Annotated in this window: 15 protein-coding genes, 1 tRNA gene and 1 pseudogene; 10 read left to right on the forward strand and 7 right to left on the reverse strand. The window is 73.7% G+C overall.

All coding sequences use genetic code 11. The features are described 5' to 3' along the window. The first annotated feature begins 110 nt into the window (after positions 1-110). Positions 111-1229: a transposase gene (locus Q5761_RS10780; RefSeq protein WP_318750605.1), complete on the forward strand. Its 1119-nt coding sequence runs from the start codon at positions 111-113 to the stop codon at positions 1227-1229. 213 nt (positions 1230-1442) lie between these two features. Next, a pseudogene (locus Q5761_RS10785) lies at positions 1443-2549 on the forward strand (IS256 family transposase); the annotation flags it as partial. A 55-nt stretch (positions 2550-2604) separates the two neighbouring features. On the opposite strand, the gene Q5761_RS10790 reads toward Q5761_RS10785, so the two are convergent. The 7 genes from Q5761_RS10790 to Q5761_RS10815 all read right to left on the reverse strand — a co-directional run bounded on the left by Q5761_RS10790 (position 2605) and on the right by Q5761_RS10815 (position 8817). Further along, positions 2605-3435, reverse strand: coding sequence for a transposase (locus tag Q5761_RS10790; protein ID WP_318750607.1), 831 nt, complete (start codon positions 3433-3435; stop codon positions 2605-2607). A 1-nt stretch (position 3436) separates the two neighbouring features. Then, positions 3437-3598, reverse strand: a complete 162-nt coding sequence (locus Q5761_RS10795; protein WP_318750608.1) for a hypothetical protein — start codon at positions 3596-3598, stop codon at positions 3437-3439. 24 nt (positions 3599-3622) lie between these two features. Further along, complete coding sequence (locus Q5761_RS10800; RefSeq protein WP_318750609.1) at positions 3623-4789, reverse strand: IS110 family transposase; 1167 nt, start codon at positions 4787-4789, stop codon at positions 3623-3625. Between the two features lie 333 nt (positions 4790-5122). Continuing rightward, positions 5123-6355, reverse strand: coding sequence for an IS256 family transposase (locus Q5761_RS10805; RefSeq protein ID WP_318750610.1), 1233 nt, complete (start codon positions 6353-6355; stop codon positions 5123-5125). A gap of 75 nt (positions 6356-6430) precedes the next feature. Then, positions 6431-6664 (reverse strand): transposase, encoded by a 234-nt coding sequence (locus Q5761_RS12470; protein ID WP_413084603.1) that lies wholly within the window; start codon positions 6662-6664, stop codon positions 6431-6433. 334 nt (positions 6665-6998) lie between these two features. Continuing rightward, positions 6999-7071 (reverse strand) — tRNA-Val (locus tag Q5761_RS10810). 186 nt (positions 7072-7257) lie between these two features. Next, positions 7258-8817 carry an FAD-binding oxidoreductase gene (locus Q5761_RS10815; protein WP_318750611.1) on the reverse strand — a complete coding sequence of 520 codons (1560 nt, stop codon included), beginning with the start codon at positions 8815-8817 and terminating at the stop codon, positions 7258-7260. A 573-nt stretch (positions 8818-9390) separates the two neighbouring features. Between Q5761_RS10815 and Q5761_RS10820 the strand changes: the two genes are divergently transcribed. From Q5761_RS10820 to Q5761_RS10855, 8 genes are all read left to right on the forward strand, one after another. Next, on the forward strand, positions 9391-10929 hold the full coding sequence (locus tag Q5761_RS10820) for an HD domain-containing phosphohydrolase (RefSeq protein WP_318750612.1): 1539 nt from the start codon (positions 9391-9393) through the stop codon (positions 10927-10929). 6 nt (positions 10930-10935) lie between these two features. Beyond that, positions 10936-11418, forward strand: a complete 483-nt coding sequence (locus Q5761_RS10825; protein ID WP_135224376.1) for a chemotaxis protein CheX — start codon at positions 10936-10938, stop codon at positions 11416-11418. A 17-nt stretch (positions 11419-11435) separates the two neighbouring features. Beyond that, entirely contained in the window at positions 11436-11795 is a 360-nt protein-coding gene (locus Q5761_RS10830; protein ID WP_318750613.1) for a response regulator, read from the forward strand. A gap of 245 nt (positions 11796-12040) precedes the next feature. Further along, a complete protein-coding gene (locus Q5761_RS10835; protein ID WP_135224378.1) occupies positions 12041-14053 on the forward strand; it encodes a methyl-accepting chemotaxis protein in 2013 nt (670 codons plus the stop codon). Continuing rightward, the gene (locus tag Q5761_RS10840) at positions 14043-14918 is read left to right on the forward strand and encodes a chemotaxis protein CheW (protein WP_318750614.1); all 876 of its coding nucleotides are present in this window, start codon (positions 14043-14045) and stop codon (positions 14916-14918) included. Before Q5761_RS10835 ends, Q5761_RS10840 begins: the two co-directional genes overlap by 11 nt. Further along, entirely contained in the window at positions 14915-17125 is a 2211-nt protein-coding gene (locus tag Q5761_RS10845; protein ID WP_318750615.1) for a chemotaxis protein CheA, read from the forward strand. The genes Q5761_RS10840 and Q5761_RS10845 overlap by 4 nt, the downstream gene beginning before the upstream one ends. A 215-nt stretch (positions 17126-17340) precedes the next feature. Further along, positions 17341-18756, forward strand: coding sequence for a chemotaxis-specific protein-glutamate methyltransferase CheB (gene cheB / locus Q5761_RS10850; RefSeq protein WP_318750616.1), 1416 nt, complete (start codon positions 17341-17343; stop codon positions 18754-18756). A 19-nt stretch (positions 18757-18775) separates the two neighbouring features. After that, entirely contained in the window at positions 18776-19624 is an 849-nt protein-coding gene (locus Q5761_RS10855) for a protein-glutamate O-methyltransferase CheR (protein WP_318750617.1), read from the forward strand. Positions 19625-19634: the final 10 nt, after the last annotated feature.

Genomic DNA, 19634 nt, shown 5'->3' on the forward strand with positions numbered 1-19634 from the left:
ACTCAGCCAAAATGTAACCGAAGGGGTCCCGGATCACTCACGGAGAAATCTTACCGAAGGGACGTGCTGTGCCAATGTCGCTCGCCAGCCGCCGGGAGTATCTCGCCACCATGCGAGAACGGTATTGGGCGGCCCGAACCCGCCGGGAACGAACCGAGATCCTGAACGAAGTCCAGCAAGTCTGTGGGTATCACCGCAAGTACGCGATCCGGGTCCTCCGACAGGCCACGCCGCCGGCCCCGGCCAAGCGCCGTCGCAAGCGGGCCCTGCGCTACCTCGAGGCCTTGCCGGTCATCGCACGGATCTGGGAAGCACTGGACTACCCTTGCGCCGAACGGCTTCACCCGGTGCTCTTGCCCATGGCCGAGCACCTGGCCGCCCACGGGGAAGTCGTCCTCACAGACGCCGTGCGCGAGGCCCTCCAGAAGATCAGCCGCGCCACCCTGGCCCGCCGCCTCGCTGCGATGCCCTCGCCCAAGCCGCGCCGTCGGCTTCCTCGTCCGCGACCGGGGCTTCTGCAAAGCCAGATCCCCATGGCCACCTACGACTGGGACGAAGCCCGGCCCGGGGCCTTGGAGGTCGATCTGGTCGAACATAACGGCGGCTCGACCGCCGGCCAGTACGCGTACACCCTCAGCATGGTCGACATCGTGACGGGCTGGAGCCGCCGCCGCGCCTTGCTCGGCCGAAGCCAGCGCGCCGTCCACGAAGCCATCCAGGACCTGATCGCCCAATGGCCCTATCCCGTCTGGGGCCTGCACACCGACAACGGTGCCGAGTTCGTCAACCATCACCTGCAGCGGTACGCCAAGGTACACCACCTGACGTTCACCCGCAGCCGCCCCTATCGCAAGAACGACAACGCCCACGTCGAGCAGCGCAACCGCCAGCTGGTCCGGGAGATCGTCGGCTATGCCCGCTACGACCGCCCCGAGCAGGTCGAACAGCTCAACCGGCTCTACGCCCGCTTGGACCTCTACGCCAACCTGTTCCTCCCAACCCGGAAACTCAAGAACAAGGTCCGGGACGGCGCCCGGGTGCGCAAATCCTACGACGCCGCCCGGCCCCCGCTGGATCGCATCCTCGAGCGCGACGTGCTCTCGCCCGAGGAACGGGCGCGCTGGCTGGCCCTTCGCCAGTCTCTCAACCCCCTAAAGCTCCATCGGGAGCTGGACGACCTGATCGCTGGCCTCCAGCAACCCCCGGAAACGGCCATGTCCGCCGATTGAGGTGTTCGGTAACATCCTTACGTGAGTGATCAGGACCCGGTGGGTAACATTTTTAGCTGACTTGACACGGCTGGCCCGCAGCTGGCCGCGCAGGCCCGGGAGGGTACGGAGGTCGAGGACCTGACCCATGCCCTCGTCCGCCTGGGCGCCCGCAAGCTCATCCAGGAGCTGCTGGAGGCAGAGGTCACGGAGCTTTAGGGGCGCGGACGCTACGAGCGGCGCGAGCCTGGCCAGGAAGGCGCCCGCAACGGCTACAAGCCGCGGACGCTGCGTTGCGCCGAGGGGCGCCTCGAGATCGACGTCCCCCAGGTGCGGGGCATGGTGGGACTGTGCCAGCCCACGCTGTGGAGGGCCCTCAAGCGGCGGACGGACGTGCTGGAGCGCCTGGTGGTGGAGATGTACGCCCGGGGACTTTCGACTCGGGACATCGAGGATGCGCTGGCGGAGCTGGCGGGCAGCGAGGCGCCGCTTTTGACCCGGTCCACCGTGAGCCGGATCACCGAGGCGCTCCACGAGGAGTTCGAGGCCTTTGCCCAGCGGGACCTGTCGGGCCTCGACGTGGTGTACCTGTTCGCCGACGCCATCGACGAGTCGCTGCGCCGGCAGGCGGGCTGCCGTGAGGGCATCCTGGTCACCTGGGCCATCTTGAGCGACGGCAGCAAGGTGCTGGTGCACCTGAGCCTGGGCAACAAGGAGCGCTACGAGGACTGGCTGGAGCACTTCCGGGATCTGGTGCGCCGGGGGCTGAAGACGCCGCGGACGGTGACGACGGACGGGGCGCCGGGGCTGATCCAGGCGGTGGAAGCCATGTGGCCGGAGGCGGAGCGCATCCGCTGCTGGGTGCACAAGATGCGGAACGTGCTGGACAAGGTGCCGGAGGAGGCGCGGCCCGTGCTCAAGCCCTACCTGGAGGCGATCCGGGACGCACCGGATATCGAGCAGGGCCGGCGGCTGGTGGCCGAGGTGGTGGAGCGGTTCGGGCGGGAGTATCCCTCGGCCATGCGGAGCCTGCAGGAGGACCTGGAAGCGAGCCTGGCGCACCTGCGGCTACCCGCCGCCCACCGCAAGCATGTCCGGACCACCAACCTGGTGGAGCGCAGCTTCGAGGAGGAGCGGCGGCGCGCCAAGGTGATCCCGCGGTTTCGGAGCGAGCGGGAGTGCCTGAAGCTGGTCTTCGCCGTGCTGTGGCGGGCGAGTGAGCGCTGGCGGCGGGTGCAGTTCAGCGAGCACGAACGAAAGCAGCTGCAGCGCTACATCGAGGACCGGCAACGGCAAAGAGCGGCGCAGAAAGAGGTTTCACCCGCTGCCACCGTGGCATGACCCAGACCGCTTTTACAGACAGTTCGGGACTTGACCCGGCCCGGTCGTTACCCTTCTACGCCAACGCGGCCGCCATCCAACCAAAGGGTGAGGATGCGGACCCCTTCGTTACCTTCCGCCAGAGCTTCAGCAAGTTATGGGTCAGGCAGAGCAGCTTCCACTCGCTGTCACACGCCGCCAGACCCCGACGGAGGAACCGGTCGACGCCTCGCACGGTCTTGATCTGCCCGAACACCGGCTCCACGGTCTGGCTGCGCTTGGCGTAGATCGCCTGTCCTCGCCGGGTCCGCAGCTTGCGTTCCATCCGCTCCCGCAGGCTCAGCCCTTTGGGGATCCGGCCCCGCGGAGGGGGTGCATCCTTCCAGGCTTGGCGCTGCTTCCACTCTTTACTCGTCGCCAGGAAAAGTTCCGGCCCCTCGACCGGCGCCTGTCTGACGTTCGCCTCGCTCCAGGACCCCGCGTCGGCCACCACGGCCCGGATGGGTTTGTCCACTCCTGCTGCCCGCAGGTTGGCTTGCGCCTGCTGGAGCATCGGGTGGAGTTGGCCCACGTCGTTGGCGTCCTGCGTCACCGCCGCGGCCACGATGAGCTGGTCTTCGGTCACCACCGCCTGGGCGTTGTACCCTTGCACAAAGCCCTGCCGGGTCTTGAGGATCCGGCTGTCCGGATCCGTCACGTTGGCCTTGGCCGCCGGATCCACCGAGGCATCCGGCGCCTTCGGCTTCCGCCCCCGCCGCTTCTTGCCAGTCGCCTGCTCCTGCGCCTTCCGCTCCTCGATGCGTGCCTGCAGCCGAGCCGCTTCCCGGGCCGCCTCGTCCTCCAGCCGCCGCTTGCATGCCTTCAGCCGCTCCAGCCGGCTCTGGCGGGAGCGCAGTTCCTCCGGCAACTCATCCCCACGGCGCCCGGGGCCGTACATCTTCTTCCCGGTCTGTGGCCTCCGCCTCCCGGAGCATCTTCTCCACTTCCTGGCGAATCACATCATACGTTCGGTTGGCCGCCAGCGAGGCGTTGGCCTTCATCTTCGTCCCGTCACTTCTGATGGACGTCAAGCCCTCGCCGGGCGGAACCCCTACTCAGGAAGCTCGCTGCAGCTTCTCTCCTGAGCGCAAGGCTGTGCCCTGACCTGCCTCAGCCCAGCTACGAAGCATCGCCCGGCGGATCACCTCCCCATCGGCAGGTCGACGGCGCACGAGTCGCTGCAGGCCAACCAGCTTGCGTTGCACTGTGGCCGGCTTTTGCGCCCGGTATGGCTCGCCCGTCTGCAGCATCCGCCACGCCACGATCAAGAGCTTGCGTGCCAGCGCCACAAGGGCCTTCTTGGTCCCTTTCTTCGCTGCGAGGCGGCGGTAGAACCGGCCCAGCTCCCCCTGGTCATGCCGGGCCACGCTCCAAGCCGCCTCCACAAGCGCCCGCCGCAGCAGCCGATCCCCGTGGCGGCTGATGCGCCCTCGCCGGTCCCGTTCCCCCGATTGGTCGACCGAGGGGTCGAGCCCCGCGTACCGCGCCACCTGCTTGGGACCACGAAACCGCCCGGGATCGCCCAACTTGGCCCAGACGGTGGCCGCCGTCAACAGCCCCACGCCCGTGACGGTCAGCAGCAGCCGGACCTCGGGCACCTCCGCGACCTGCCGGGCGATCTCCGCCGTGAGCACCTCCACCTGCGCCTCCAGCACCTGTGCGGCCTCCAGCGTGACCTGCACCGCCAGCCGTTCGCCCGGCGGCAGCGGTACGCCCTCCATACGCTCCAGGAGGACCGCGGGGTCGGCACCCCGGGGGACAGCGATCCCGTGGCGGCTCAAGGCAGCCCGCGCCTGGTTGAGCAGGGCCCGGCGCTGGCTGTCCAGTCGTTCCCGTGTCTTCAGCAGCCGGCGCACCTGCCGCAGGGGCTGGGGCGGAACCCATACGGTAGGTACGATGCCCAGCGCCGCCATCTTAGCCAGCCGCGCGGCGTCCACGCGGTCTGTGTGCCGCCCTGAACCCAGGCGCTTCAGCTCCACGGCGTTGGCCACCAGGACTTTACCAGCGTGGGGCGCCAGGGTATCGTAGATCTCAAAGGCATTTCCGGTGACCTCGAGGGCGACGACCGCTTCGCGGTCCAGTTCGGCCACCAAGGCCGTCCACGCCTCGGGCGTGTTGGGGAACCGGAAATGCCTTTCTTGCGGCCCTTCGGGCCGATCGGGCCGGAACTCGCAGGCGTGCACGTAGCGCTTGTGCACATCAAGCCCGATGTAGCGCGGCATGGGAACCCCCTCCCGCCCGGGTGATTCTCGGAGCGCAGACGGCGGTTTTTCCTTCGACCGCGTGCGCATGCATTCACTTCTCCGGGCTGACCGGACGCCTCCGGTGCCCATGCGGGCGATGCGCAGAGGGGGCCGACCAGACAAGAAGGTCGGGCTCCAAGCCCATGACGGGACACGGCGCGCCCTCTGCTCTGCGCTCCGCGACCGCCTCCGCCCGCCTCTTGGGGACGGAGATTAGTCGCCGCCTGCGGCCCTTCCTGGCCGCCCGGCGGGGGCTTGACTCCATCATGCCGACAAGTGGTGGAATTTCGCTCCTCTTCGGGTTGGTTGATGTCAGGAACCCTGCACCACCTCCTCCAGGTTGTCCCTTTCCGCAGACGGGTCCGGCGTTGGCGCAAGCTTTGCCATCGATTCGGGACTGAAGCACTTTCGGGAGGCGATCCACTCGTCGTGCTGCTCTTCGAGGACGGCGCCCAGGAGTCGCAACGCGGCAGCCACGTTCGGGAAGATCCCCACGACATCACACCGTCGCGCCAGTTCCCGGTTCAGGCGTTCCAGGACATTGGTCGAGTGGATCCGTCGCCAGTGTTCCGCCGGGAAGGCCATGTAGGCCAACACGTCGTCCTCGGCATCCCGCAAGAAGGCCGCCACCTGAGGGTACCGGGAGCCAAGCTCGTCGGCCACCTGCTGGAGCCGCTGCCGAGCCGTGACCGCGTCCGGCTGGGCGAAGAGGCTGCGGACCTGGGCGGCCACCTGCGGCTGGGCGTGCTTGGGGACCCGGGCCAGGAGGTTGCGCATGAAGTGGACCCGGCACCGTTGCCAGCTCGCCCCCGTCAGCACCTCGGGAATGGCCCGCTGCAGGCCCTCGTGGGCGTCGGAGATGACCAGCCGCACGCCCCGCAGCCCCCGCGCCACCAGGCTGCGCAGAAACGTTTGCCAGAACTCATATGTCTCCGCCGCCCCCACGTCGAAGCCCAGCACCTCTCGCTCGCCGCTCGCCTTCACCCCAACGGCCACGACGGCGGCCATGTTCACCACCCGGCCGTCCTGGCGGACCTTGATGGCCTTGGCGTCGAGCCAGAGGTAGGGGTATTCGCCTTCCAACGGGCGGTTGCGAAAGCGCTCCATCCGCTCGTCCAGTTCGGCACAGAGCCGAGAGACCTCGCTCTTGCTGACCCCATCCAGCCCCAGGGCCCGCACCAGCTCGTCGACCTTCCGGGTGCTGACGCCCTGGACATAGGCCTCCTGTACCACCGCGACCAGGGCCCGTTCCGCCCGCCGGCGCCGCTCCAGCAGACTGGGGAAGTAGGACCCCTTGCGGAGCTTGGGGATCTTCAGCTCGATGGAGCCTAGACGGGTCTCCCAGGGCCGAAGGCGATACCCGTTGCGCTGGGTCTTCCGTGCCGCAGTCCGCTCGTACCGTCCGGCCCCGATTTGCTCGCTTACCTCGAGCTCCATGAGCTGCTGGGCCAGCCAGCGCAATCCTTCCCGCAGGGCATCGGCTTCCGGCTCCCCCTGGTGTTTGCGCAAAAGCTCGAGAAGTGCCATCCTGAAGTCAGCGGTCACCGGTGCGTGCCCTCCCTTCGATCAGGTGCTTGTCCAACCCGAAGGGGAACCACCGGTGACCTCTTTTGTCAAGGGTCACCAGGGCCGGTCGGTTCGGCCCTGAACTTTTCCACCACTACCCGGGACTCTAGCCGCAAAGACTCCTTCGACGGTGCGGCGCCTTCGCGCCAACCGGTGATACCGGGCCGTCCGCAACCGCATCTCGGCCTGCTGGAATTCCCGTTCATAGACGGATAGTTGAACAAAGCGCCGTTCGGATCGGGGCGGCAGACACGAAGATCGCAGCGGACACCCTTGGCGGTCCGACACCCGAGCCGCATACTGCCACGTCTCGTCCTGGTTCAATCATCCTCCTCGGGTTTAGGGCACTGCTTCAGTGGCTCCGACCGGCGCTTTTCCCGCAGCCGGTAGCTCCCGCCCTAGATGTAGCCGGGGGTTACTCATGGACTCTTTCATTAGGCCATTAGGCCTCGTTCTACTAACGCTGGGTAGACAAAAGGGGCGGCCATGTGACCGCCCCGATATTGCTTTCACCGCGGTTCCTGTCACGTTCCTGTCAGATGCCTCACCGCGGCGCCTTTGCTCGTCTGCCACGATGCCCGGAAACGCTTGTCGCGCCTGGGCTCTTTTGGGCTATTTGCTGTGGGCGCGGGAGGACTCGAACCTCCGACCTCTTGAATGTGAGTCAAGCGCTCTAACCGCTGAGCTACGCGCCCGCAGGCCGCCGCGTCGGGCCGGCTGCATCGGCCATTATAGCCGTCACCGTGCGGGCCGTCAAACGGCCGCACCGGCCCGGCCGGGTCCGACGCAGGCCGGGCCCGACGCAATCGCAATCGCAACGCGCGGCGGGCTCCGGCCCCACCTCGCCCCGCCGGGCTCCGGCAACCCGTCGCGCCGGCAGGCTACGGTAACACCTTGCCCGGGTTCATGATCCCCAGCGGGTCGAGACGCGCCTTGAGGGCAGCCATCACGGCCACAGCCTCGGGGCCGTGTTCGTCCGGCAGATACTGCCGCTTGCCCAGGCCCACCCCGTGCTCGCCCGTGCAGGTGCCGCCCCGCGCCAGGGCGTCGCGCACGATGGTCGCGCTGGCCTGGCGCGCGCGACGGAGCTCGTCCGGGTCGTCCGGGTCGACGGCGAAGGGCACGTGGAAGTTGCCGTCGCCGGCGTGGGCGACGATCCCCGCCGCGAAGCCCAAGGCGTCCACAGTGGCCCGGGCGTTACGGATGGCGGCGGGCAGCTGGGACAGGGGCACGCACACGTCGGTGCTGAGCTTCTTCCGGCCCGGCGCGACGGCGGTGACGGCCAGACCGGCGTGGTGGCGCGCATCCCAGAGCCGCGCCCGCCCGGGGGGATCCCGTTCCACCGTGAAGTCCATCCCCCCGCAATCCAGGCACGCGGCACGGCCGCCCTCCACGTCGGCCGCCACGGCGGCGGGCATCCCCGACCACTCCAGGAAGAGCGTCGGCCGCGCGGGGTAGGCGGTCCCGCGATAGGCGTTGACGGCGACCAGCGTGCGCTCGTCGAGGAGCTCGATGCGCGTGGCCGACGGGCAGCGGCGCGCCACGGCGACGGCCGCGCGCGCCGCCGCCGCGAGGTCGGGAAAGCCGACCCGCACCGCCACCACGGCCTCGGGCACGGGGTAGACCCGCAGCTCCAGCTCGGTGATGACGCCCAGGGTCCCCTCGGAACCGATGAAGAGCGCCGTGGCGTCCCACCGGGGCAAGGCCCCCATGAAGGCGCCTCGGCGTGGGCTGCGGCCCGGTGCGCCGCGGCGGGCGGCGCGCCCGCCCGCCGCGCCGGCGCCGGTTGGGGCGGCCTCGTCCGCCTCCCCGGCGGTGGCCGCACCCGGCGACCGTGTCGCCGGGCATCCCCTCCGGGCCAGCGTGCCCGTGCGCAGCACCGCGCCGCCGGGCAGCACGACCTCGAGCCCCAGCACCTGGTGCTTCATGGCCCCGTACCGCAGGGCGTTGGTGCCGCTGGCGTTGGTGGCGGCCATGCCCCCCAAGGTCGCATCGGCGCCGGGGTCGACCGGGAAGAACAGGCCCTCCCGCGCCAGCACCGCGTTGAGCCGCGAGCGGGTCAGGCCCGGCTGGACCCGCACCGTCCGCCCCACGGGGTCCACCGCGAGCACCGCGTCCATGCGGGTGAGATCGAGGCTGATGCCGCCCCGGACGGGGATCACGTGGCCCTCCAGGCTGCTGCCGGCGCCGAAGGGGACCACCGGCACCCGCTCGGCCGCCGCCACCTGGAGCACCGCGCGCACCTCGGCGGTGGACTCCGGGTAGACCACCACATCCGGGTCGCGCGGCGGGTGCACCGTCAGATCGCGGCCGTGCCGCTGCCGCTCCGACGGACCCGTGCGGACCCGGCTCGCATCGCCGATGGCCTGCCGCAGCCGCGCCACCAGGCGCGCCGCAGGATCGCTACCCGCCCTTCTCCCTGCCCCTGTCACGGCGGCCATCCCCCTTGCCGGTCCCAGCACCCCGGAACGCTGAGCTGCGAAAGCCTCGGGCCGCATCCCCGTCTTCGGCACCATCGTCGACCGGCGTGCCGCACCAGCCGGATGCGGGGCGCGCAAGCCCCCGACCCCATCCCGCTCGGGCCGCATCCCCTTGGGCGGCCCATCCGCAGTCGCCGCGCCGCACCCGCCGGATGCCGGGCGCGCAAGCCCCGGGGCGCATCGACGAAGGCCCTTCGCGCGGCCAGGCCCGGTGCGCGGCCGCCTAAATCGGCCCAGGGTCCCAATCGATAAGGAGGCCACAAGCCCTATGAGGGTTCCATGATCTTCCGGGCGCGGCGCCGCGTGGATCCCGCGGGGCGGTGGCGGTTCACCGCATTCCACACCCACCGCCCCCGCAGGAGGTCGACCGGAGACGAGGAGGTCGACCGGAGGCACCGTTCCGCTGCGACGGCGGACCGGCGCGTGCCACGGCGGGCCGGTGCCTGCAGCGGCGGACCCGTGCGGGCCCCGGCCGGTCCGGCGACGGATCGGTACGCCGCCCGCGGCGCGCCGGCGCCCCGGGGAGGAACCGGCATGCTGCGTGTCGCCGTGGAGGCGGTGTCCCCCGGCGCCGTGCTGGCCCGCACCCTGTACGCCTCCAATGGGCAACCGGTCCTGCGGGCCGGCCATCCGTTGACCCATTCGCTGCTCCACCGCCTGACCTCCTTCGGCATCCGGTTCGTCTGGGTGGAAGAACCGGCCGTGGGCCAGGTGCCCGCCGTCGAGCCCCTGGCGCCCCCGACCGCCCTGCGGGTGGAACGCGCCCTCCACCGCGTGGCCGAGGCGGCGGTGGCGGGCGCCCCGGCCCTGCCCGACGCCCTGCGCGCGGAGCTGGTATCGTTGGCCGGCCAGGTGGTCGAGGAGCTGGAGGCGGTGGCCGCCGGGCCGACGGCCCCCCTCCCCTATCCCACGGTCCCGGCGGCGGACGACGGCCGGGCCGCCTGGGTCGCCGGGGCGATGAACCGCGGGGTGCTGGCAGGGCTCCTCGCCCTGGCGGGGCCCTACCACCTGTATGCGCGGGACTTCGTCCTGGCCGCGTGGCTGCAGGATGCCGGCCTGCTGCAGCCGGCCCCGCCGCTCCCGCAGCCGGCCCCTCCGGCCCCGCCTGCCCCTCAGGGCGGCGGGGCCGGGGACGACCGGCGCGCACAAGGGGACCAGGCCCCCGATCCGCCGTGCCGCCCTGCACCCGAGGGCACGGCGCAGGCCGACCCGGCGGAGCCGGGGCGGCGGGCCGAGGCCCCTCCTCCGGACCGCAGCGGGGTGGCGGCTTCGGACGCCGATGGGGCGGGGTCCGCGCACGCGGCGCCCCCGTGCCACCCCTCGGCCGCGCTGGACCCGCCCCGGGCCGCACACCAGCCCGCCCTCGCCCACGTCCACCGGACCCTGCGGTGGCTCGCAGGGGTGGAGCTGGGCGGGCTCGTCCGCGCCCTGGTGGCCCAGCACCACGAGCAACGGGACGGCCGTGGCTACCCGGACGGCCTCCAGGGGGATGCGATCCACCCGGCCGCCCGCCGGATGGCCGCGGCCACCGCCTACACCCTGGCCCTCGAGGGCTGCATCCACCGGCCCGGCTGGCTGCCCCACGAGGCGTACGAGTGGCTGCTGGCCGAGGGGCCCCGGCTCTGGGGGGATGACGTGATCCGCGAGCTGGCCGGCGTGCTGCACCCCTACCCGCCGGGGTCCCTGGTCCAGGTCGACGGCGGCCCGTGGGGTATCGTCGTCGACTCTGCCGGTGCGCGGCGGCTGCGACCGAAGGTGCGGCTGCTGCCGGTTCGTCCGGGGCATGGGGCCGGCTCCGGCGCAGCCGGCCGGGGTCGCGCACCGGCGACGGAGGGGAGCGGCGAGGGGCCGGGGGCTCCTGGGCCTCGCGGCCAGGCCCCGCCCGGCGCGCCGGCGGCCGACGGCCCCGCGGCCGAGGGCCCGGGGACCGGCAGTCCGGCGGCCGTCGGGGTGATCGACCTGCTGGAGGAGCGCACCCGCCAGATCACGGCCTGGGCCGTGGCCTGGCCGGCGTCCGCGGCACCACCGGCATGGCCGGCGGGGTCCCCGCGCCCCGCCGGCGCGGGGAGGTGAGACGGCGTGCGAGCCGAGTACATCCGCCCGTTCCTGGCGGCGGCGGTCGAGGTGCTCAAGACGGACTTCGGCGTCGACCGGGTGGAGCGGGGCGAGCTGCGCATCGAGACCAGCTACTACACCACCCAGGAGGTCACCGCCATCATCGGCCTGACGGGCGAGATCGAGGGGACGGCCATGTTCGGCACCACCAAGGCGACGGCCCGCCGCATGGTGGAGGCGGTCACGGGCACCTTGCCGCCCGTCTTCGACGAGATGGCGGAGAGCGCCTTCGCGGAGTTCGGCAACGTGGTCTCCGGCCGTGCCTCCGTGCTGTTCGAACAGCAGGGCTGGCAGTGCACGATCTCGCCGCCCACGGTGATCATCGGGCGCGGCGCCATCATCTCCAACGGGCGCATCCAGCGGTTGATCGTGCCCCTGGAGACGCCCCTGGGCGAGGTCCAGCTGGCCGTGGCCCTGCGTCCGGCGGGTCAGCCGGCCCGCGCCTGAGGGGAGGAGGCAGAGCCGTGGCAAGGATCCTGGTCGCCGACGACGCAGCCTTCATGCGCATGCGCCTCGCCAACCTGCTGACGGAGGCGGGCCACACCGTGCTCGAGGCGACCAACGGGGCCGAGGCCGTCGAGCGGTACCGCCAGGAGCGGCCCGACCTCGTGCTGATGGACATCACGATGCCCGTCATGGACGGCCTGGAGGCCATCGCCGCCATCCGCGCCTTCGATCCCGGGGCGCGGATCGTGGTGTGCAGCTCCCTGGGGCAGCAGGCCATCGTCCTCAAGGCCATCGAGAGCGGCGCCCGCGACTTCATCGTCAAGCCGTTCCAGCCCGATCGGGTGCTGGGCGCAGTGGAGCGGGCGCTGAGCGGGTGAGCGGTCCCTCGCGGATGGCGAGCACGGCCCGTCGCGGGGGATGAGCGCGGCCCGGCGCGGGTCGCGACCCAACCCCTCGCGGGGGAACGCGGCCCGTTGGCCGGACCCTGCCCGGCCGACGAGCCCCGGCCCGGGCGGGACGAACGCGGCCCCGCGCGCGGACCCCGCGCGGACCGTCGGCAGGCACCGGTCGGTCGCAGCGGCTCGGGTCCGTCGGGCGCGGGCCTGGAAGGAGGGGCGGAAGCATGCGACGCATGCGCTTCGGCATCGCCGCCAAGCTGTGGCTGGCCATGGGAGCCCTGCTGCTCCTCTTCGGCATCGTGGCGTACACCGGCTTCGCCGCCATCCAGCAGCTGACCGCCATCAGCGGCGAGCTCGACCGCATCGGCCGCACCCTGACCCTGGCGGCCCAGGTGCGCGCCCTGGGCGAGGAGCAGGTGTCCGCGGTGCGCGGGTTCCTCCTGACGGGCGACCCCGCCTATCGCAACGCCGCCCAGGAGGCCGGCACCGCCATGGCCGACCTGCTGACCCAGATGCGGGACCTGGCGGCGCAGGCGGGGACCCAGGCGGCCGTGGACGAGGTGGGCACGGCGGCCAACGCCTTCCGGCAGGCGGTGGCGCCGGTGATGGCGGTCCGGCCCACGACGCCCAGCGAGGTCCTGACGGCGCTCACGCGGATCCGCGATCCCCAGGCCCGGCTGGAGGCCGCCATCGAGCGGCTGGTGCAGAACCGGGAAGCCCGGCACCAGCAGATCGTAACGGAGGAACAGGCGGCGGAGCGCCGGGCCCGGCTGCTCATCCTGGTGCCGTCGCTGCTCGCCCTGGGCGTGGGCCTGTTCGTCGCCCTCGCCCTGGCCCGGGCGATCGTCCGTCCACTGCGGCGGGTGGCCGTCACCGCCCGCCGCGTGGCCGACGGCGACCTGACGGTGCCGTTCGTCACCGTGCGGAGCCACGACGAGGTCGGCGACATGGCGCGGGCGTTCAACGACATGTTGAAGGCCCTGCGCGAGGTGCTGCGGTCCGTCCAGGCGTCGAGCCGTGCGGTGCTGGACTCCGCCCAGGAGTTGCGCGCCGCCGCCGAGCAGTCGGCCCAGGGGGCGGCCGAGGCCGCCCAGGCCGTGGGCCAGGTGGCGGCCGGCGTCACCGAGCAGGCCCAGGCCTCGGACGAGATGCGGCAGGCCGTGGAACAGCTGCGGCAGACCACGGAGCAGATCGCCACCGGGGCCCAGCAGACAGCCGGCGAGATCCAGGCCACGTCCCACCTCCTGGACCAGATGAACCAGGCCGTGGCGTCGGTGGCGACCAGCGCCGGCCGGGCGCGGGAGCGGGCCGAGGAGGCGGGGAGCACGGCCGACCAGGGCGCCGAGGTGGTGCGCCAGACCCTGGACGTGATGGACGCCATCCGCCGCGCGGTGGAGGAGTCGGCGGAGCGGCTGCGCAACCTGGAGCAGCTCTCGTCCCAGATCGGTGAGATCACCCAGGTGATCTCCGGCATCGCCGAGCAGACCAACCTCCTGGCCCTCAACGCCGCCATCGAGGCCGCCCGGGCCGGCGAGCACGGACGCGGCTTCGCCGTGGTGGCCGACGAGGTGCGCAAGCTGGCGGAGCGGTCCGCGGTGTCCGCGCGGGAGATCGCCGGGCTCATCGACCGCATCCAGGCGGGGACCACGGGCGTCGTCCAGGCCATGGTCCAGGCCACCGATCAGGTCGAACGCGGCGGCATCATGGCCAACCAGACGGGGGAGGCCCTGCAGGCGGTGCTCGCCGCCGTCCGGGCGGTGGTCGACGACGTCCGCGCCATCGCCGACACCGCCGCCGAGCTGCGGACCAGCACCGAACAGGTGGTCCGGGCCTTCGACGCCGTCGCGGCGGTGACCGAGGAGAACACCGCCGCCACCGAGGAGATGGCCGCGGGGGCGAGCCAGGCCGGCAAGTCGGTGGAGCGGGTGGCCGCGGTCGCCCAGGAGAACGCGGCGGCCGCCGAACAGGTGTCGGCCGCCGTGGACCAGCTCAAGGCCGCGGCGGGGCGCGTCGCCGAGTCGGCCACCGCGCTGAACCAGGTGGCGGCCGAGCTGCAGCGGCAGGTAGACCGGTTCAAGCTGGCGGCCGACGCGGCGGATGGCGCCGAGCGGGCCCAGGCCGGCTCGCCCGCCCCCGCGGCCGCCCGCGACGGGGCGGTGACCGGGGCGGTCGGCGGCTCCGTCGCCGCGGCGGTGCCGGTGGCCGCCGGCGCGGGGGGTGACGGCCATGGCCGCTGACATCGCCCTGGAGCCGCAGGGCCGGCCCGCCCCGGGTGCCCCGGAGACGCCCGGGAGCCCCGGGGCGGCGGACGTCGCCGCGGAGGCGGCCCCGTCCCCGGACCGCCGGGCCGGCGGGAGCGGGCCCGGGGCGTCGTCCCCGCGCGGGAGCGCACTCCCGGGAACGGGCGCGGACGCGTCCCGACGCCCGACCCCCGGAGGCGGCGCGGAGGCGGCGCGGATCCTCGTCCTCTGCCATCTGGCGGGCGAGGACTACGGTCTCGACGTGGGCTGGGTGCGGGAGATCATCCCATGGCAGCAGATCACCCGCGTCCCCCGCACGCCCCCCTTCGTCGAGGGCATCATCAACCTGCGCGGCCACATCATCCCGGTGCTCGATCTGCGCCGCCGGCTGGGGCTTCCCGAAGGGGAGCGGGATCGCCGCACCCGCATCGTGGTGGTGGAACGGGAGGAGGCGGTGGTGGGGCTGGTGGTCGACGCGGTCTCCGAGGTCATCCGCCTGTCCGCGGACGCCGTCGAACCGCCCGCCCAGGTCCTGGCGGTGGACGCCGGGTTCGTCCAGGGGATCGCCCGCCACGGCGACCGCCTGATCCTGGTGCTGCAGCCCGACCAGGTGCTGGCCCCGCCAGAGTGGGAGGCCGTGCGGGCCGTCCAGGAGGCGGGCGGGGCGGACGCCTCGGCGACCGCAGGGGACCCTGGGGCGGACCCCTCGAGCGACGCCGGCGCGGCGGACGGCGATGGCCCGCCAGCGGGCGCGGATGGGGGGTCCGAGGCGACGGGCGGCGCCGCCGGCGCACCCGGGAGCACGGGACGCGGCGATGGCGAGGAGGACGGCGCGGCGGTCCCGGGGGGGATGGCCTCGTGAGCGCCGGCTCCTGGCTCGAACTGGGCGACGACGAACGCCAGCTGTTCCTGGCGGAGGGTGCCGAGCTCCTCGAGCAGCTGGAAGCCGGGCTCCTGGACCTGGAGGCCGGACGCGGCGGGCCCGAGACCGTCCACGCGGTCTTCCGCGCGGCCCACACCCTCAAGGGCTCGGCGGCCACCGTGGGGCTCGACGGCATGGCCCGGCTGACCCACGCCATGGAGAGCCGGCTGGACGCGTGGCGCCACGGCCAGGGGGAGCCCGAGGCCGGCGAGGTCGCCGCCATGCTGGCCGGGGTGGACCGCCTACGGGCGATGCTGGCGGCGGTGGCGGCGGGTGACGACCCGCCGCCACCGCCGGCGGAGCTGCTGGCGACCCTGGAGGCGCCCGCGACGGCCCCAGCCGACGCCTGGGTGGTCGAGGCGGAGCTGGACCCCGATTGCCCGATGCCCGCCGTCCGAGCCCTCCAGGTCCTCCTCGCGCTGGAAGACCGGGCGCCGCTGCTTGCCTCGGAGCCCGCGCGGGACGGCCTCGAGGCCACGTGGAGCGGTCGGTCGGTGCGCGCCCGGGTCGCGGCCGAGGCCTCGGCGGCGGACCTGGAGGCCGCCGTCGCCGCCGTCCCCGATGTGGTGGCGGTGCGGGTGCGCCGCGCCAGCGGGGGTGACGCCCCCCGCGGTGGACCCGCCGAGGGCGGCGCGGCCACGGAGGCGGCACCCGGCGTTGGGGCGGCCCCCACGGCCCCGGCGGCCGGCCGCGACGCGGCCGGGCTCCCAGCCGCCGCGGCCGCGGCACCGACCGACGACCGCACCGTCCCGGCCGACGCCTCCCGGATCGCCGGTTCCTCCGCGACCTCGCCCGCCGGAGCGCCCGACGACCGCACCATCCGGGTCGACGTCGCGCTGCTCGACCGCCTGCTCAACCTGGTCGGGGAGCTGGTGGTCGAACGCGGCCGGCTGGCCCAGCTGGGGCAGGAGCTGGCGCGCTTGTCCGGGGCCCCGGAGGTGGCCGACGAGCTCTTCCGCGTCAACGTGCAGATCGCGCGCATCACCGGCGCTCTGCAGGATGCGGTGCTGCAGGCGCGGATGCTGCCGGTGGCCCGGCTCTTCCGGCGCTTCCCCCGCCTGGTGCGCGACCTGGCCGTGATGCTGGGCAAGCAGGTCCAGCTGGAGCTGGCGGGCGAGGACACCGAGCTCGACCGCACCCTGCACCAGGTGGTGGCCGACCCGCTGCTCCACCTGGTCCGCAATGCCCTGGACCACGGCATCGAGCCGCCGGACGAACGCCGCCGGGCCGGCAAGCCGCCCGCGGGTCGCCTCCGCCTGGCCGCCGCCCGCGAGGGCCACCACGTCCTGATCCGGGTGGAAGACGACGGCCGGGGGATCGACCCCGAGCGCCTGCGCCAGGCGGCGGTGGCCAAGGGGCTGATCGCCCCCGAGCGGGCGGCCGCCCTGGGCGACCGCGAGGCCCTGGACCTGATGTTCCTCCCCGGCTTCAGCACCGCCGAGCGCGTCACCGGCGTATCCGGGCGCGGGGTCGGCCTGGACGTGGTGCGACAACAGCTGGAGCAGGCCGGGGGCCGGGTGGAGGTGGCCACCCGGCCCGGCGCCGGCACCACCTTCACCCTCGTCCTGCCCCTGACCCTGGCCACGCTGCGGGCGCTGCTGGTCGGGGTGGAGGGGCACCTGTACGCCCTTCCGCTGGCCGACGTGGGCGAGGTGGTGCGGGTCGACCCGGGCGAGCTGCGATCGGTGCAGGGCCGCTGGGCCACCACGGTGCGCGGGCAGGTGGTGCCGCTGCTGTGGCTGCGCCAGTTCGCCGACCCCCGCTTCCGTCCCCGCCCGGACGGCACGGCGCTGGTGGCCGTCCTGGTCGAACACCAGGGGCAACCCGTGGGGCTGGTGGTGGACCGCCTGCTGGGGGAACAGGAGGTGGTGGTCAAGGGGCTGGGCGAGCTGCTGGCGGGCACGCGCGGCCTCAGCGGCGCCACGATCCTGGGCGACGGGCGGCTGGCCCTGATCCTCGACACGCCGGCCCTGGTGACCGAGCTGGCCTTCGGGGGCGCGGCGGCCCTGGCCCAGGCGGGGACGGGGACCACCGGACGCCCGAGGGCCCTGGGCCTGCAGGTGGCGCCGGTCGGCGCAGGGGGCGAGGCTCCGCCGCCCCCGTCGGTGGCGGCGGCCGTCCGCAGCGGGGAGGCCGGGAGCCGATGACCCCGGCGCCCCCGAACCCGCCCATGCCCGCGGCGGGCGGTGGCGCCGCCGCGGGTTGCCGCGGTGCCCGGCCAGGCGACGCCGGCGCCGCAGCGGGTGACACGGGCGCCCCAAGGGGTGGCGGCGGCGCCCCAGCGGGTGACGGCAGCCCCCCAACGCGTGGCGGCGGCACCGCGGCGGGTGATGGCGGCTGCGGAGCGGCGCACCCCGCCTCCGTGCGCCCCGCGCCCGACGACCCCGCATCCGCCCCGGCGGACGCGCCCCCGGCCTCGGACGCCGGGACCAGCCCCGACCGGCCGGTCCGCATCCTGGTGGTCGACGACTCGGCCTTCATGCGCCAGGTGATTCGCCGCATCCTCGAGTCCGACCCGGCCCTGCAGGTGGTGGGCACCGCCCGCGACGGGCTTGAGGCCGTGGCCCGGGCAGCCCAGCTCCAGCCCGACGTCGTCACCCTGGACGTGGAGATGCCGCGCCTCGATGGCCTGGGAGCCCTGCCGCAGATCCTCGCGGTCCACCGCTGCGCCGTGGTGATGGTGTCGAGCCTCACCCAGCGCGGCGCCGCCGCGACGGTGCGCGCCCTGGCCCTGGGGGCGGTGGACTTCGTCGCCAAGCCGTCCGGCGCCGTCTCGCTGGATCTCGACCGGGTGGCCGCCGAGCTGGTGGCCAAGGTGAAGGCGGCGGCCGCCATCCCCCCGGAGCGCCTCCTGCCCCCACCGCCGGGGACCGCCCCGGGGGCGGACCGGCGGGGCCGGTCCGCCCCCGGGGCCGTACCGCGGCGCGGCCCCGCGCCGGCAGCGGCCCGGGGCCGCGCCAGGCCGGTCGGCGCCGGAACCCCCGTCGCGTCCGCCGGCTGGGCCCGGACAGCCAGGACCTCCGCCGCTGGCGGTGCAGCGGGCGGTGCGGCGTCCGAGGCGGGGATCGACGGGACCGGGGGCGCGGGGACCGCCGGCGACGCGAGGACGCCGGCGATGGAGGGCGCCCAAGGCAAGGACGACGGTGCCGTCATCATCCGGAAGCCGGCGCCGGCCCAGGCGCGGCTGACCCACCTGGTGCTGGTGGCCGCCTCCACCGGGGGACCGGGAGCGCTGTACCGTCTGCTGGGCGGCCTCCCGGCGGACCTCCCCGCCGCCGTGGTGGTGGTCCAGCACATGCCCGCCGGCTTCACCCGGGCGCTGGCCGAGCACCTGGACGCCGTCTGCGGCCTGCGCGTGCGGGAAGCCGCCGAGGGGAGCCGGCTGGTGGACGGAACCGCCTGGGTCGCCCCCGGGGATCACCACCTGCACGTGGGTCCGGGCGGCGTCCTGGGCCTAGACCGCAGTCCACCCCGCCACGGCGTGCGGCCCGCGGCGGACGTCACCTTCGCCTCGGTGCCCCCCGCCCTGGCCCGGCGCACCATCGCCCTGGTCCTGACCGGCATGGGGGTCGACGGCGCCGCGGGGGCGCGCTACCTGCGGGAGCACGGGGCGCGCATCTGGGTACAGGAGCCCGCCAGCTGCGTGGTCCCCGGGATGCCGGTGGCGACCGCGGCCCTGGGCGTCGTCGAGCGGGCGGGGACGCCGGAACAACTGGCGGCGTGGCTGGTCGAGACCCTGACCGATCCCGGCGCCGAGGCCACCCCGGTGAGACCGTGACGCGGGAGGAACCCCACCCATGGCCGGTGCGCTGGACGACGCCCAGTTCGCGGCTCTCGCCGCGGCTGTGCGCCACGTCCTGGGGATCGACCTCGACGCCTATCGCTCGCAGCAGCTGGACCGCCGGCTACGGTTCTTCCGCGCCCGCCACGGCCTGGTGGACAACGCCCACCTGGCCGCCCGGCTGCGCGAAGACGCCGCCCTGGCCCGCCAGTTCGAGGACTTCCTCACCATCAATGTCTCCGAGTTCTTCCGCAACCCCGACCGGTTCGACCTGTTGCGGGAGCGCTTCCTCCCGGCGCTGCTGGCGCGGCGGCGTAGCCTGCGGATCTGGAGCGCGGGCTGCTCCGTCGGCGCCGAGATCTACTCGGTGGCCATCCTCCTGGCGGAGCTCGACCCCGCCGGCCACCACGAGCTGCTGGGCACCGACATCGATGCCGACGCCCTGGAGCGGGCCCGGCAAGGCGTGTTCGAGCCGCTGGAGGTGCGCGCCGTCCCCACCCCCTGGCGGCTCCGCTACTTCCGCCAGGAGGGGACGAACTGGGTCCTCCATCCCGAGGTCCGCTGCCGCGTCCGCTTCGTCCGGCACGACCTGGTCCAGGACCCCTACCCCGCCGACTGGGACCTGATCCTCTGCCGGAACGTGGTGATCTACTTCACCGAGCCCGTCAAGCGGCAGGTGTGGACGAACCTGGCCGCCAGCCTGCGGCCGGGCGGCGTGCTCTTCGTCGGCGGCAGCGAGAGCCTGTACGGCGTGGGTGCCACGGGCCTGCGCTACGTGGCGCCGTGCTTCTACGTGCGGGAGGAACCGGCCCACCCGCTGGGACCCCAGCCCCGACCGAACGGGGAGCCGGGTCCGGCGCCGTGAGCGCCCTGGC

It is taken from the genome of Thermaerobacter composti, from assembly GCF_033582035.1.
Lineage (GTDB): Bacteria > Bacillota > Sulfobacillia > Thermaerobacterales > Thermaerobacteraceae > Thermaerobacter > Thermaerobacter composti.